10 protein-coding genes and 1 pseudogene are annotated in these 15,221 nt (G+C 54.3%); 6 read left to right on the forward strand and 5 right to left on the reverse strand.

Annotated elements, in window-relative coordinates:
* Positions 1-360: 360 nt before the first annotated feature.
* The gene (yncE, locus tag HV318_RS03180) at positions 361-1,422 is read right to left on the reverse strand and encodes a 7-bladed beta-propeller protein YncE (protein WP_182271521.1); all 1,062 of its coding nucleotides are present in this window, start codon (positions 1,420-1,422) and stop codon (positions 361-363) included.
* A gap of 242 nt (positions 1,423-1,664) precedes the next feature.
* On the opposite strand from yncE, the pseudogene pqqU reads away from it, so the two are divergent.
* Positions 1,665-3,744: pseudogene (gene pqqU, locus HV318_RS03185) on the forward strand (TonB-dependent receptor PqqU).
* A gap of 146 nt (positions 3,745-3,890) precedes the next feature.
* Here the strand turns inward: pqqU and HV318_RS03190 are convergent.
* The gene (locus HV318_RS03190) at positions 3,891-4,559 is read right to left on the reverse strand and encodes a GntR family transcriptional regulator (protein WP_182271522.1); all 669 of its coding nucleotides are present in this window, start codon (positions 4,557-4,559) and stop codon (positions 3,891-3,893) included.
* Positions 4,560-4,851: 292 nt separating this feature from the next.
* Positions 4,852-5,427: a helix-turn-helix domain-containing protein gene (locus HV318_RS03195; protein ID WP_182271523.1), complete on the reverse strand. Its 576-nt coding sequence runs from the start codon at positions 5,425-5,427 to the stop codon at positions 4,852-4,854.
* A gap of 149 nt (positions 5,428-5,576) precedes the next feature.
* On the opposite strand from HV318_RS03195, the gene HV318_RS03200 reads away from it, so the two are divergent.
* Positions 5,577-6,092, forward strand: a complete 516-nt coding sequence (locus HV318_RS03200) for a GNAT family N-acetyltransferase (RefSeq protein WP_182271524.1) — start codon at positions 5,577-5,579, stop codon at positions 6,090-6,092.
* Entirely contained in the window at positions 6,092-6,541 is a 450-nt protein-coding gene (locus HV318_RS03205) for a DMT family transporter (RefSeq protein WP_182271525.1), read from the forward strand. Before HV318_RS03200 ends, HV318_RS03205 begins: the two co-directional genes overlap by 1 nt.
* Before the next feature lie 3 nt (positions 6,542-6,544).
* Here the strand turns inward: HV318_RS03205 and HV318_RS03210 are convergent, their stop codons facing one another.
* Both HV318_RS03210 and HV318_RS03215 read right to left on the reverse strand, forming a co-directional pair.
* On the reverse strand, positions 6,545-6,778 hold the full coding sequence (locus tag HV318_RS03210; RefSeq protein ID WP_182271526.1) for a YdcY family protein: 234 nt from the start codon (positions 6,776-6,778) through the stop codon (positions 6,545-6,547).
* 54 nt (positions 6,779-6,832) lie between these two features.
* Positions 6,833-8,431 (reverse strand): ABC transporter substrate-binding protein, encoded by a 1,599-nt coding sequence (locus HV318_RS03215; protein ID WP_182271527.1) that lies wholly within the window; start codon positions 8,429-8,431, stop codon positions 6,833-6,835.
* A gap of 283 nt (positions 8,432-8,714) precedes the next feature.
* On the opposite strand from HV318_RS03215, the gene HV318_RS03220 reads away from it, so the two are divergent.
* The 3 genes from HV318_RS03220 to HV318_RS03230 are packed head-to-tail and all read left to right on the forward strand — an operon-like array spanning position 8,715 to position 15,218.
* Positions 8,715-10,061, forward strand: a complete 1,347-nt coding sequence (locus HV318_RS03220; RefSeq protein ID WP_182271528.1) for an SrfA family protein — start codon at positions 8,715-8,717, stop codon at positions 10,059-10,061.
* 4 nt (positions 10,062-10,065) lie between these two features.
* Positions 10,066-13,047 carry a virulence factor SrfB gene (locus HV318_RS03225; RefSeq protein ID WP_182271529.1) on the forward strand — a complete coding sequence of 994 codons (2,982 nt, stop codon included), beginning with the start codon at positions 10,066-10,068 and terminating at the stop codon, positions 13,045-13,047.
* Positions 13,044-15,218 carry a virulence factor SrfC family protein gene (locus tag HV318_RS03230; protein WP_182271530.1) on the forward strand — a complete coding sequence of 725 codons (2,175 nt, stop codon included), beginning with the start codon at positions 13,044-13,046 and terminating at the stop codon, positions 15,216-15,218. The genes HV318_RS03225 and HV318_RS03230 overlap by 4 nt, the downstream gene beginning before the upstream one ends.
* Positions 15,219-15,221 lie beyond the last annotated feature (3 nt).

A 15,221-nucleotide genomic window follows, 5' to 3' on the forward strand; every position in this document is an offset into this window, starting at 1 on the left:
CAACACCCGTGCCACATTCAGGCGATGAAGAAGGCTGAGGGAGCGTGAGTCCGGCTGAAAATCGCCGAAGCGTTTCCTGGAGGCCGGGGCGACGCGCAGGGATGCGCGGCGAGGGCGGCTTTACAGGGACGTTGCCTCCGCCCGTCCCCGAAAAGCCGGAAGGAATAAGCTGAGGGCACCGCGAAGCGGCGATTTTCTTTGCCGGGAGCCGGGATTGCTAAGGGGGCGGCGGGAGCCCCCTTAGCACGTTCACCGCAGCGGATTATGCAGGTAGCAGGAAAGTCCGAGTGAACGGAACGATGCCACTAAAATAACAGAGTGGCTTAATACCGCTTAACTGACAAGCGGCCTTCCCTTGCATCACAACACAATACGAATCACGTCGTCAGGCTGGGTTGCTTCCTGCTGACGGGTGGACTTCTGTTTCACCGTCACATACAGCGTTTTGCCATCCGCAGACAGCGCCAGGCTGTTCGGGTAGACAGGTGTATCAAAGGTTTTGGTTACCTTGTAGGTTTTTGCATCAATTACGCTCACCTTTCCCGCTTCACGGTGCGTGACGTACGCTTCATTACGTGTCGGGTTAAACAGCACAGCCAGAGATTCAGGCGCGGCGATTTTTTCGATCACACTACCATCTTTCAGGCTTACCACCAGCACTTCCGGCTGTTTTGAATCTGTCAGGAAGGCGCGCTGACCGGCGGTGTCCAGGCTCAGGTTCAGATAAAAGTGTTCTTTCCCGTCATCCTGTACTTTTTTACGGCTGAGGATTTTGTTTGTTGCCGTATCAATCGTCACCAGCTCACCATCAGCACTGGTGGTATACAGGCGTTTTGCCTGCGCATCCAGCGCCAGACCGGTACTGAACGTGCCAGTATTGGCGACCGTGTCTTTTAACTTCAGCGTCGCGCCATCAACCACCCAGACAACACTCTCTTTCCCGATACCGGTGATGTAAACGGTATTGGTGGCGTCATCGGCTACCAGCTGGCGAGGCTGCAGCGGTTTGACCGTTTCGCTACGTTTGCGGTCATCCAGCACCAGACGCCCTTTGACATCCCCCGTTTTGGCGTCAATGGCCGTCACTGCGCTGTTGGTGGTGTTACCAAACCACAGCGTCTGAGTGGCGTTATCAATAGTGGCACCAAACGGCTTAAGATCGTTATGAATGGCCTGCGTCACCTCCAGCGTGACCGGATCAAGGCGATAAACAATGCCGCCCTTATCGGTTTTTCGGCTTTGTGACGTCGCAACCCACAGCGCGTTCTCCTGCTGGCTCACGGCCATTTCATAAGCGCCTTTCCCCACTGCTTTACGCAGCATTTCTTCAGCGGCATGAACCTGGAACGTTCCGGCAAACAGTAAAACACCTGACAACAGAGAACCACACAGGCGCGGCGAGCACAGATGACGTAAAGACATAACAATTCCTTTTTAAAAGAGGGGGTGTACCGCTGACATCGCTTCCGGCGGGCAACGTCATGGCGTCGCCTCGTTGTTAATGAGAATAGTAATCATTAATTAACTAAATGTGGAGTTTTTCTTTCCTTTCGCCCTCTTCCTTAACGCAATGTGCGCTTAATATTTTCAAAACATTTACAAAAGATTTAACATGCATACATATGTTTCGTTTGGTTCGTCTTAATCTACAACCGGTTTTATTCATGAAAATCTTTTCTGCCCGTAAGGCAACGCTCCCGCTACTGTTAGTTCCGCTCATTTCATCCCCCCTCACGACGATGGGTGCAGAAGAATCCCCCATGATCGTTAGCGCCACACCGCAAACCGTCTCGGAGCTGGATACGCCAGCAGCCGTCAGCGTCGTGAGTGGTGACGATATGCGTCAGGCCACTCCGCGTATTAACCTGTCTGAATCGCTCGGCAGCGTCCCTGGCCTGCAGATCCAGAACCGTCAGAACTATGCCCAGGATCTCCAGCTCTCCATGCGCGGATTTGGTGCCCGCTCCACCTTCGGCGTGCGCGGCATTAGAATGTATGTGGACGGTATTCCGGCGACCATGCCAGACGGACAAGGGCAGACCTCCAACATTGATCTCTCCAGTGTGGATAGCGTTGAAGTGCTGCGCGGCCCCTTCTCCGCCCTTTACGGCAACGCCTCTGGTGGCGTGATCAACATCAACACGCAAACCGGGCAACAACCGCCAACCATTGAAGCCAGCAGTTATTACGGGAGTTACGGAACATGGCGTTACGGTATGAAAGCCACCGGAGCAATGGGTGACGGGACGCACGCGGGCGATGTGGATTACACCGTATCGACTACCCGCTTCACCACCAAAGGTTACCGCGATCACAGCGGTGCGCGTAAAAATCTCGCCAACGCTAAGCTTGGCGTCCGTATTGATGATGTCAGCAAGCTGACGTTGATTGTTAACAGCGTGGACATGAAAGCCAACGATCCGGGTGGACTGGATTATCAGGAGTGGCGGGATAATCCGCGCCAGTCTCCTCGCGGCGAGCAGTTCAATACCCGCAAGACCATCAAGCAGACGCAGGCCGGGCTGCGTTACGACCGTCAGCTCAGTACGCAGGACGATCTCAGCGTGATGACGTACGCCGGTGAGCGCGAAATGACGCAGTACCAGTCGATCATGGCTAAGTATCAGAAACCCGCCACCCACTCCGGCGGCGTGATTGATATGCAGCGTCATTATCAGGGCATTGATACCCGCTGGACACACCGTGGTGAACTACGAAAATATGAGCGAAGATCGTCGCGGGTATGAAAACTTCGTGATGGACAACGGCGTACCGGATTATGGCGTGAAGGGTAATAAACGCCGCGATGAACGCAATCTGATGTGGAACGTTGATCCCTACCTGCAAACCCGCTGGCAGTTAACGCAAAAATTGTCCGTTGATGCAGGTGTCCGCTACAGCTCAGTCTGGTTTGACTCCAACGATCATTACATTACGCCAGGCAACGGTGATGACAGCGGCGACGCGAACTACCATAAATGGCTCCCGGCAGGTTCGGTGAAATATGCCGTGACCGACAGCTGGAATTTGTATGCCGCAGCGGGACGCGGGTTTGAAACCCCAACCATCAACGAACTTTCCTACCGTTCCGATGACCAGGGCGGGCTGAACTTTGGCCTGAAGCCGTCCACCAATAATACGTATGAAGTGGGTAGCAAAACTCGCCTCGGTAACGGCTTGCTGACGGCGGCGCTGTTCCGCACCGATACCGATGACGAAATTGTGGTGGATACCAGCTCCGGTGGCCGCACCAGCTATAAAAATGCCGGTAAAACCCGTCGTCAGGGCGTGGAAGTGTCCCTTGATCAGCAGTTTGCCGAAAACTGGAAGCTGAAGATGGCGTGGACTTACCTGGATGCCACCTACCGTACCAACGTCTGCAGCGATGCAGACTGCAACGGTAACCGGATGCCAGGCATTGCCCGTAACATGGGTTACGCTTCGTTTGGCTGGCAGCCAGAAGAAGGCTGGTACGCGGGAAGTGATGTGCGCTATATGAGCGATATCATGGCCGACGACGAGAACACAGCGAAGGCTCCGTCCTATACGGTGGTCGGGCTGAATACCGGGTATAAATTCAACTACGGCAGCTGGGGCATGGATGTCTTTGGGCGCGTCGATAACCTGTTCGACAAAGAGTATGTTGGCTCGGTGATTGTGAACGAATCCAACGGGCGCTATTACGAGCCAGCACCCGGTCGCAACTACGGCGTGGGCCTGTCAGTTTCTTATCGCTTCGAGTAAGTAAAAACACCCGGTAGCGGATTGCTGCCGGGTGTTTTTATATTTCGCCATCGGGGGTTAATAATTATCATTCTGAAATATAAAAAATGGCTTATTTCTGGTGTGGGTATTTTAATGAAAAAATATAGCCTGGATTAAATCATTCCCTAACCAAAATATTGCCGTTGTATAAGAGAATGCCCTTCGTCAATCAGATTATTTATTGCCGTCTGGCTGGCATCAGCATCTCTGCGTTCGAGGGCTGAAAGTAAATCAGCATAATGATAAGGAGAATCAATTATGTTACTTTGCTCCCGGTGTAAAAAGTTAATACATGGGCCAATGCGCACCCATAATTGCTCAATTAATGTACTAAGCGTGGGCATTTCTGCATACTGATAGAGCGTAAAACGAAAAACGTGGTTAGCGTGCAGCATTTTCTGAATATTTCCCATTTGCATCGCTTCATGGAACACATCCGACAGTTCACGCAGCGTTCTCAGCTTACTGTCTGACATATGCCGACAGGCTGCAGCAACCGCCATCGGTTCAAGCTGTTTTCTGATGGCGTTAATTTCGTTATAGCGATCCAGCGTCACTTCAGGCACCAGAAACGCCTGCGCCGGTGTGGCATGCAGCGCTCCTGCTGAAACCAGGCGCAAAAGCGCCTCACGGACAGGTGTGATGCTGGTGCCTAATTTATTGGCAATTTCTTTGGTAATCAGTCGCGCGCCAGGCTTTAGTGAACCCGTAATTAACGCCCCTTTCAAACTGATCTCAACTTGCATGGTCAGACTAATTCGCTGAGCTTTTTCTAAATTTTCTAAGTTATGCATGTTCAATTCCCGTAGCCAAAACAAAATGCTATTTTCAGCGTCAGCTTAAAAAATGACGCCGGTTCGATATATCCTGTATCGTTATGCCTGCCTGGTGCTGGGAAGTGCATATAAAAAACCAAATACTGGAAACCATCATTTTTGTCGCTTCTGGCTCATCTATGCTGATGGCGTAAAAAGCGATGCTGGTTTAATTAAAGACAATACATCGTATCTTCACAAATTATTATGGCGGGAAATTCCACCCTCCTCTTATTATTGGTTATCCGGTAGCCATAATCCGGACCTGCGATCACGAGCCAGACTGGTTAAGTCGCACAACCAGATAAACGCAGGACTCGTTTGTTTCGTTGATAAACCGGCAGTCATTTGGCGGCCCCAGCTCCAGGCAATCACCCGCTTTCATTTCGTGGCGGGTATCGCCCTCCAGAAACACCAGCTCACCGGACTGGAGCCAGATAAGCTGGCGTGCCAGTGCATAGGAAGAGGCTGGCATCGGGACATCGCTACCCGCGGGCAGCTCAACCTGGACGAGATCAATAGGCAGGTCAGTGCGCGGTGAAACGTGACGGCGCAGATAGTGCGTTTGCGGGTCACGCCAGACGGGCTGATTTGCCAGGCGCAGCAACTTCCCTTCCTGCATCTCGGCTCTCGCGATCAGGGTGGACATGCTGATGCCAAAAGCACCCGATAGCCGGGCAAGCAAGGTCGCCGTCGGGCTACTGTCCCCACGTTCAATTTTATGGATCATCGCGCGAGACACGCTTGCCCGCTCAGCAAGCTCGCTCAGCGACCATCCGCGCGATTCACGTTCAATGCGAATTCGGGCGCTAATCCGTTGATTCATCGTATCTGTCATCATGTTCATGACGTCATACTATAGTGTATGAACGGTATTTCAATGGCGTTCCATCACAAAAAAATATGACTTAAGCCATAGCACGCTGGCGACACTATTGTGTAATATCGTAGCTACATCGTAATACTATAGTGAACAACACATTCTGAGGTTCAACCATGATCGTTCGTCATGCCAGCAAAGAAGATTGCGCCGCGATTGGTGAAATCTACAACCACGCGGTGTTGCATACTGCCGCTATCTGGAACGATAAAACCGTCGATACCGATAACCGTATCGCATGGTTCGAGGCGCGGACTTTCGCAGGATATCCGGTACTGGTGAGTGAAGAGGATGGCACAATTACCGGGTATGCCTCCTTCGGCGACTGGCGAGCCTTTGACGGCTTTCGTCATACGGTAGAGCACTCAGTCTACGTCCACCCTGACCATCAGGGGAAAGGGATTGGCCGGACGTTAATGAAAGCGTTGATTATCGAAGCCCGCAAGATCGGCAAACACGTTATGGTGGCCGGCATTGAAGCGCAAAACCATGCCTCGATCCATCTCCATGAGACGCTCGGTTTTGTGACAACAGGCCAAATGCCGCAGGTGGGCACCAAGTTTGGTCGCTGGCTGGATTTAACCTTCATGCAGCTGCAGCTTGATGAGCGCAGCGATCCGGATGCTATTTAATGAATCAATCACTGACGCTGGCTTTTCTGGTGGCGGCGGGTATTGGCCTGGTGGTGCAAAACACCCTGATGGTGCGCATCACACAGTCCTCCTCCACCATCCTTATCGCGATGCTGTTGAATTCACTGGTGGGTATTGTGCTGTTTGTCAGCATTTTGCTGCTCAGACAAGGTATCGCCGGCTTCAGCGAGCTGGCCTCGGCGGTACGCTGGTGGACGCTGATCCCTGGGCTGCTAGGGTCGTTTTTCGTTTTTGCCAGCATCAGCGGCTATCAGAACGTTGGTGCAGCGACAACCATCGCCGTGCTGGTGGCAAGCCAGCTGATTGGCGGCCTGGTGATGGATGTGCTAAAAAGCAATGGCATTCCGCTGCGCGCACTGGTCGGCCCTGTTTGTGGCGCAGTGATGCTGGTCATCGGGGCATGGCTGGTGGCACGACGCCAGTTTTGACCGTTACAGGATGGTACCACCTTTGGTCAGATTCTCGTGGCGTGCTTCCATCTCTTCTTTATGCTGCTTACCGTGATGCGCAATCGTGGTACGCAGACGCTGTTGCTGGGTATAGCGATCTTCGCGGCTCAGCTCAGCATCCTCGCTTAATACAATAAGCAATTCATTCATGTGGGTAATCACACACTCTTCGATTGCCGCATCCACACGGGCGATGACTTCATTTAAATGTGACATTGTCACTCCTTGTAATTGCCCGGCGGCACTGCGCTTACCGGGCATTTGATGCACTTAGTTTAATTTCGCTTTCGAGAAATCACTGCCCATCAGACTCACGCTGTACCCCGTGATGTTGCTGCGGGTGGCGTAGAACGTTTTCCCGTTTGCCAGCGCAATCCACGGCGCTTGCTGGTAGAAAATTTCCTGCGCCTGGCTGTAGAGCTTCGCACGTTCACCCGGGTTACTGGTCAGTTTGGCTTTCTGCACCAGGGAATCATAACCTTTATCGCACCAGCGTGCGGCATTTGATCCGGTTTTGATGCTGTTACAACCCAGCAGCACGTCTGCAAAGTTATCCGGGTCACCGTTGTCAGACATCCAGCCAAACAGGGCGGAGTCATGTTCACCTTTACGCATACCGGAAAGGTACTCGCCCCATTCGTAAGAGACAATTTTGGCCTTCACGCCCACTTTTGCCCAGTCGGCCTGGATCATCTCCGCAATACGACGTGAATTCGGGTTATACGGGCGCTGCACCGGCATTGACCACAATGTCACTTCCGCGCCCTTCTCCAGCCCGGCATGTTTCAGTAATGCCTTTGCTTTTTCAGGATCGTAGCTGTAATCCTTCAGTTCTTTATTAAAGCCCAACATATTCGGTGGGATCGGCGATTTTGCTACCGTACCGGAGCCCATAAAGACCGCGTTTACGATGGCCTTTTTGTCCGTTGCGTAGTTAAGTGCCTGGCGAACCAGCACGTTATCAAACGGTTTTTTCTCGGTATTAAACGCCAGGTAACCCACGTTCAGTGCATCCACAGAATGCAGCGTCAGGTTTTTATTGCTCTTAATCACATCAAACTGCACTGGCGACGGCGCAGGAATGATCTGACATTCATTAGTTTGCAGTTTCGCCAGACGCGTTTCCACATTTGGCGTGATGGAGAAGATCAGGTGTTTAGTCGGTACCGCACCATCCCAGTAGTTCGGGTTAGCAACGTAGCGGATAAGCGAATCCACTTTGTACTGTTGCAGGACATAAGGCCCGGTGCCAATTGGCCAGGTGTCGACGTTCTCAGGCGTCCCTTTTTTCAGCATCGCGTCGGCATATTCGGCTGACAGAATAGAGGCAAAATCCATCCCCCAGTCGGCCAGGAAAGCGGCGTTCGGTTCGCTCAGGGTGAACTGGACGTGATAATCATCGACCTTTTTGACATCCTGAATCAGTTTATCCAGGCCTACATCGTTAAAGTACTCGTAGTTGCCCTGTGAAACATTGTGATATGGGTGCTTAGGGTCTTTCTGACGCATGACGGAGAAAATAACGTCATCGGCATTAAAATCGCGGGTTGGTTTGAAGTATTTGTTGCTGTTGAATTTGACCCCTTTACGCAGCGTAAAGGTATAGGTCTTACCATCAGGTGAAATAGTCCATGACTCCGCCAGGGACGGAACCGGGGTATTTTTCACCGGGTCGAAATTGATCAGGCGGTTATACAGCACCTGAGAGCTGGCCACGAACGAAGGGCCAGAACTGGCGATCTGCGGGTTAAACGACTCCGGTGAAGCTTCAGAGCAGTAAATAATGGTGTCATTGTTCGCCGCCCATGCGGCACCTGCCGGTAAAAGAGTGCTCAGCGCAAGGGCGAGCAGCGTTTTCCCTGTAGACATGATTATAACCCTTTCAGTTTTATTATATCGGACAGTAATAACAGCATAGCCGTTATGGCCTGACAAATAACAAAACACTATCAGTGTTATTCTAAAATCTCGTTTTTCGCTGTTTTTGCAGTCAGCACATGAACATCGATTTTCCTTAAGTGTCATTATCCGTCAAGCACAACCGTCACGATCAATGCCACAAGAAATCGGCGCTTTTGGCGTCTCCTCCTCCGTTTGCTTGCCCCCCGATTTCGTTAAAGTAACGGTGTGAAGAAGTAAATGGGAACAAATCGTGGCAAAAACTCTTTTACGCAGCGGTAATCTGGATGATTTTCAGGCCGTTGGCGGCGGCGGACAGGCCGTTTTTGAATCAGCGTTGCAAATTCGTGAAGCGCTCCGGTTGCGCAAACAACAGGCCATTGTTGATTGTCTGGCCATTCCACAGGTAAACGATGGTGGCGATCGTGTTGACTGGTATTCACCTGTTGATGGCACCGTAAGCAGCTGGAAAGCCGCCGACGAGGACGCCCGTTTTCGCGCCCTGCGCTATCTGGAAAATACCCTTGCCAGCGTCGAATCGCTGAGTAAAAAATGCCTCCAGTCGCCTAAAACGGCACAGCAACTTTTCGGTTCCCTGCTGTCAAAAACCTTCCAGTTCCCGAACGAAAACTTCCTGTACCTGGTTGAGGGGAAGCCGGTCATTTGCTTCTGGGGTTTTGTTAATCTGAACGAAAATGCGCGCGACGATGTGCTCGCATGCCTGCGTGAATCGCTGATCCCTGAGCCTGCTCCCGTTGTCATTGAAGACCCTGAGCCAGAACCAGAACCGGCTCCGATCATCACCTTTGAACAGGCCGATGAGCCACTTGTCTCACCGACAACCGTTGTACGCATCACGCCGGAAGAGCTGTATGAACCAGAGCCTGTCCCGGTCGTTGTGCCACCGGTTGAAGAGCCAGTCCCCGCTTCTGTGGTCGTAGCCCAAAAACGCCGTGTCCCCCTTTGGTCACTGCCGGTTGCTGCCGTGATTGTTGCTGCAATTGCTGCGCCGCTGCTGTGGCCAAAACAGGTTCCATCTGCAGAACCCACACCTGCACCGGCCCTTGTTCCTGTTGAGATTGCACCAAAACCGATTAAAGCGGTGGAGCCGCTGGCAATGAAATTACCCCTTCATCAGGCTGAAGTGCTGGCGAGTAAAGTGAAAGAACCTGCACCCACACCAGAGCCTGCACCGGTGGTGATTACCGCTATCCCTAAAGATGCGCTGGTAATGGAGTCAAACCAGGTTAAAGCGGGGTCGACGCGCTTCCTGAATGGAACCTGGCGCGCGATCCTGGATGTGAAAGATCCGGTGACCGGCAAACCGCCGTCACTGCGCTACCAGATCCAGAACAATAAGGGCCTCGCCCGTGTCGTGCATGGCGATAATGTTGTCTGCCGTGTGGAAGTGTTCTCCGGGCTGCACAGCAATGGTGAGCTGATGATTAAAAGCCGCGGCACTGCACGCTGTACAGACGGTTCTCGCTACCCGATGCCGGAAATCGCCTGCAAAGCAGGTACCAGCGATGTCGCCACATGTAATGCCCGTTATGATGCAAAAACCGTCGTTCCACTGACGTTCAAGAAAGCAGGTGCCTGACCCTATGCTGGTAAATCTTTGCGACTATAAACAGAGCGTCACGCTTATTGCCAACAGCGGCGTGCAATTCCTCGATTTCGGCCTGACGCCGCAGGACACCGCCAGCAACGGGCGTTTCGTACGTAAAACCGCCAATGGCCCACTCCTGCGTCTCGATTTCGACCTGGTCAACGGTCGTTATACGCTCCCGGTGACAGGCGGCGGTCAGCCTGAAGTGGTGAAACCCGAGACGACCATTGCACTGCATCAGTCGCTCACGGTGCTGGATGGCATCTGGCTCCCTGTGCCATTCCTGCGTTTCAACCCGCCGCGCACCTTTGTTGACGGCCCGGATAACTGGGCACGCGTTCAGGTGCGTAAGCTGGATGCACCCGACGCGGCAGGCAATACGCACCGCGTCACCCTCGCACTCGATAGCCAGATTGCGGCTCATGCCACCTCTGCATTGTCCCCGGTCGAAAACGATATTCTGAACGGTACCCGCTTCGCACTGGCCTGGCGAGACGACGAAGTGGAAAGTTTCCTCGATCAGACCTGGATTGATGGCTGGTTGCGCGAGGCGTTTACCCAGTTTGCTGCAGGCGTTGAAAACCGCGCCGAACGTGACCTGCACCAGGCGCTGCGCAGTTTTGAGTATCAGGCACACTGGCTCAACCTGCTGACCATGCTGGGTGAACAGCTCACCGTACCTGAAGTGAAATTCGTCACCCACACGCTCAGTACGCCAGCTATTCCGGTTGACCTGATCCTCGACGTGGGGAACACCCATACCTGCGGCGTGATCATTGAAGATCACGGCGATGCCAACGATGGTCTGCGCCAGACCGCCGAGCTGCAGGTGCGCTCGTTAAGTGAGCCGCAATTCCTGAATGAACCGCTGTTCACCAGCCGTCTGGAATTTTCAGAAGCGCGTTTTGGCAAGCAGCATTTCTCAGTGGAAAGTGGCCGTGAAGATGCGTTCGTCTGGCCGTCTATTGTTCGCGTGGGCGACGAAGCGCGCAAACTGGCGATGCAGCGTCTGGGAACTGAAGGCAACAGCGGCATCTCCAGCCCGCGTCGTTACCTGTGGGATGAAACCCCGGTGGTGCAGGACTGGCGCTTTAGCCAGATGAACAGTAAGACCCAGCGAGAACCGCTGGCAACCGCGTTCCCGCTGATGAACCTGATGAACGACGACGGTGAGCCGCTCTTCACGCTGCCGCAGGATGAGCGGCTGCCGGTGTTCTCACCGCAGTACAGCCGTAGCACACTGATGACGCACATGTTGTGTGAACTGCTGGCGCAAGCGCTGGGGCAGATCAACAGCGTGGCTACGCGCTTACGGCTGGGTTTCCCGGCTTCTCCGCGCCAGATACGTACGCTGATCCTCACCCTGCCATCGGCCATGCCGAAACAGGAGCGCGAGATCTTCCGTCGCCGTATGTTTGAAGCGATTGCCATCGTCTGGAAAGCGATGGGCTGGCACCCGCAGGATGAAGATTTTGCCAGCCGCAAACAGCAGGAAAAAAGCGTGGTGCCGGTGCCTGAAATTCAAATGGAGTGGGATGAAGCCAGCTGCGGTCAACTGGTCTGGCTGTACAACGAAGCCATCTCCCATTTCGGCGGCCAGACGGAAGCATTCTTCGCCTCCCTCGCCCGCCCGGATCGTGAATCTGAACCGGGTGCTCAGCCAGGACGTTCACTGCGCGTTGCCTCTATTGATATCGGTGGGGGCACAACGGATATGGCGATTACGCACTATCAGCTTGATGATGGCTCCGGTAATAACGTTAAGATCACCCCACAACTCCTGTTCCGCGAAGGGTTTAAAGTGGCAGGGGACGACACCCTGCTGGATGTGATCCAGCGCTATGTGTTGCCAGCCCTGCAAACTCAACTGCAAAAATCCGGCATGGCGGATGCGTCTCTGTTGATGGCATCGCTGTTCGGTGACTCCGGGCGCATTGATACCCAGGCGGTATTGCGCCAGCAAACGGCGCTTCAGCTCTTTATGCCGATTGGTCATGCCATTCTGGCCGCATGGGAATCGAGCGATATTGACGATCCGCTGGCCGGTTTACATGCCACTATTGGTGACTTGCTCCCGCAGAAACCAACCCGTAACGTCATGAATTACCTGCAGCAGGCGATCGATCATGCCTTGCCTGCCGGTTCAGAAGCCTTTGACCTGTTCGCCGTTCCGCTGCATGTGAATTTCCGTGAAATGCAGGATGCGATGCTGGGCGGCCAGTTCACGCTGGCCGCCCCGCTCCATGCGGTGTGCGAGGCAATTTCCCACTATGGCTGCGATATTTTGCTGATTACCGGTCGTCCTGGCTGCCTGCCTGGCGTCCAGGCGTTAATTCGCCACCTTCAGCCTGTGCCGGTCAACCGCATCGTCTGGCTGGACAAGTATCGGGTACATGAGTGGTATCCCTTCAGTCAGCAAGGACGCATTGGCAACCCGAAATCAACCGCCGCCGTGGGGGCCATGCTGTGCAGCCTGGCGCTCGACCTGCGTCTGCCGCGTTTTAACTTTAAGGCCGCCGACATTGGTGCCTACTCTACCGTGCGTTATCTGGGCGTGTTGGATAACACGGTCAATACGCTGCGTGAGGAGAACGTCTGGTATCAGGACATCGACCTTGATAAGCCAGGCGCTAAGCTGGACGCCCATCTGCATTTCCCGCTGCGCGGTAATGTGACGCTCGGCTTCCGCCAACTGGCGAATGCACGCTGGCCAGCGACGCCGCTGTATACCCTGAGCATCAACTCGGCCGAACTGGCAAAAGCGATTGCAGGCGACGGCGTGCTGAACGTGCGACTGAAACTGTGCGGGGGCAGCAAACATGAAGGGCCGGAATCCTTTGAGCTGAGCGAGGCCTGGCTGCAGGACGGCACGCTGGTTCCGCCGGACGCATTGACCTTTAAACTGAATACTCTGGCCGATCGCCGTCATAGCGGCAGCCACTACTGGATCGACAGCGGGAGCGTATACCTGAAATGACTGCGACGACGACCACCACTCAGGCCTTAATTGGGTGGATTAACGAGACGCGCCTGAACGCCCCGATGCTGGATAACGACGCCGATGCACTGCTTGCCCGCGTTAACTCGGCGCAGGCGCGGGAACAGGCCATTGCGCGTGCCCTTACCCGACAGAGCAGCATTGGGCTGTATGGTCATTCCCAGGGAGCAAAAGCACACCTGCTTTTATCCCTGTGTGGCAGTGGTAATGGCCGACTGAACGTTACGCCCGGCCAACGCACGTTCGACTATTTTTCGCATATCAACCCGGGGCATGCCCTGACCAACATGGCACTCCGGTTCACCAGAGAAAATGTGGAGACCGTTGATGAGGCGTTTCCGCTACGCCTGAGCCTGGTGACGGAAGCCGAACTGGTGCAGCTGTTTATTGCCCGCACGACGTTGCACCCGCAGATCCGCGCGGTGGATAAAGCGGTTATTGAGACGCGCCTTGAGAAGTGGCGCGGACTCCGCCAGCCCCAGGGGGTACCGGGGATCACCGCTCAGGAAGTGGGTGCCATTGCCCGCTTCTGGCAGAGCACGGTCCCGGGGGCAAAACAGCAAATTGATGATGCACTGTGGCATCAGTTTGCGCTCCTTGTCCCTTCACTTGATCTCAGCACGCGTGCCAGCGTCTGGTCTCTGCTGTGGGGTGAGCAGCAGGAATTAACCCAACAGTGGTTAAAGCTAGCGCATGTTCTGCACCAGACCAGCCACGCCAGAGAGCTTGCCGCACCGCTCAGCCTGTTGGTGGATAACTTTGGCCTACCGGGCGAAGGATTTCTCACCCACGGTGCATTTGCCGTTCCGGAAGCCCAGGAAACGCTGCTCCACCCGCTCAACAACGGTGAAATGCTTAACGCCATTAGCATCCCCGTCGACGTACTGGCGTTTCTGACCCGGGAACTGGTCATGCCCGTGGAAAACAGCACGCTGGATAACGTTGATATTATTGACATTCCTGTTTTTTCAGACCACAGCACCGACCTGTTAAGCCAGGCCAAATACCAGTGGCTGCTGGAGCATTATCGTCAGCAACTGCAGCCGGATGTTTTGGTTATCTGCAATGCCACAGCACAGCACGAACAAACGGCAAAAAATGCGAAGGTTCTGCTGAACTGGGTCAAAGAGACACAACCTGCGGAAGAGTCTGCCCTGCCAGGCCTGGTGTGGGCGATTACGCCTCACGATGCACGCTTTACCACCCGACAGAATCTTGATGAAGCCGTACAACATCTGCTGGGCAAACCTGGACAGCGCTGGGGAACGCTGCAAGCGCTGGACAGCCACAGCATGCAGCGCGTGATCGAGTGGCTGTCGCAGGCCACGCTACCCGCGCAACGGCAGAAACGTCTCCTTACGCTGAAAACGATGCTGCAGCAAGAGCTTTCGGCTCTGATGCACAGCTATCTGGCCCCGCTGGTTCAGGAACCCGGCGCGAGACGCGCTCAGGCCGAAAGCATGGTGCGAACGCTGCAAAGCAGTGCCGCCCGCCACGGTGAACTGCTCGAAGGACTCCTGCCGCCACTAAAAGCCTTTGAAACACTTCTGGCCGTCCAGCAACCGCGTGAGGAGCAGGTGAACGGACTGTTTACGGATACCATCGATCTGTTTGCCGATAATTCGCAGGACACTGTCGGTGTGTTCCAGACAAAAGACAAAGCGCGTCTGGCGCATAAAGTGTGGATTAACCATCTGCGCCAGTGGAGCCGTAATGACGCAGCCGCCGCTCGCCTGGGGCTGGAGCCGGCGGTCTTACAGCATATTGCGGATGTTCTGGTGGTAGCCAGTTACCGTCTTAACCTGCCTCAGCAGCTGCAGGGCATTGTCGAAACAGACAAAAGCAGTGCCGCGCAACTGCATGCCGTGATGGGTAATTTCATCGGCTGGCTGGGTTACGACCAGACGCCTGCCGTGCAGCGTCCTGCAAGCCGCATCCGTAAAGGTCAGGCCATTTTTGTGACGCCTGTGGTCAGCAGCGCAACACCACGCCTGACGCGTCTGGGGGAACAACCCGTACACGCGGCCACCGCGTACGTTTATGACTGGCTGGTTGCACTTTATAGCCGGGCGATTGAGAACATTGATTACCAGCACCCGCATGATGTTCAGCCTGCTGCGCGCCAGGCATTGCAGGCGCTATTGCGCTAGTAT

The organism is Enterobacter sp. RHBSTW-00901 (assembly GCF_014103115.1).
GTDB classification, from domain to species: domain Bacteria; phylum Pseudomonadota; class Gammaproteobacteria; order Enterobacterales; family Enterobacteriaceae; genus Enterobacter; species Enterobacter cloacae_P.

What these genes read in the sequence shown, in the direction of transcription:
- HV318_RS03195 (WP_182271523.1), bottom strand. Translation starts at nt 5,427, where the DNA reads ATGAACATGATGACAGATACGATGAATCAACGGATTAGCGCCCGAATT.
- HV318_RS03200 (WP_182271524.1), top strand. Translation starts at nt 5,577, where the DNA reads ATGATCGTTCGTCATGCCAGCAAAGAAGATTGCGCCGCGATTGGTGAA.
- HV318_RS03205 (WP_182271525.1), top strand. Translation starts at nt 6,092, where the DNA reads ATGAATCAATCACTGACGCTGGCTTTTCTGGTGGCGGCGGGTATTGGC.
- yncE (WP_182271521.1), bottom strand. Translation starts at nt 1,422, where the DNA reads ATGTCTTTACGTCATCTGTGCTCGCCGCGCCTGTGTGGTTCTCTGTTG.
- HV318_RS03230 (WP_182271530.1), top strand. Translation starts at nt 13,044, where the DNA reads ATGACTGCGACGACGACCACCACTCAGGCCTTAATTGGGTGGATTAAC.
- HV318_RS03210 (WP_182271526.1), bottom strand. Translation starts at nt 6,778, where the DNA reads ATGTCACATTTAAATGAAGTCATCGCCCGTGTGGATGCGGCAATCGAA.
- HV318_RS03215 (WP_182271527.1), bottom strand. Translation starts at nt 8,431, where the DNA reads ATGTCTACAGGGAAAACGCTGCTCGCCCTTGCGCTGAGCACTCTTTTA.
- HV318_RS03190 (WP_182271522.1), bottom strand. Translation starts at nt 4,559, where the DNA reads ATGCATAACTTAGAAAATTTAGAAAAAGCTCAGCGAATTAGTCTGACC.
- HV318_RS03225 (WP_182271529.1), top strand. Translation starts at nt 10,066, where the DNA reads ATGCTGGTAAATCTTTGCGACTATAAACAGAGCGTCACGCTTATTGCC.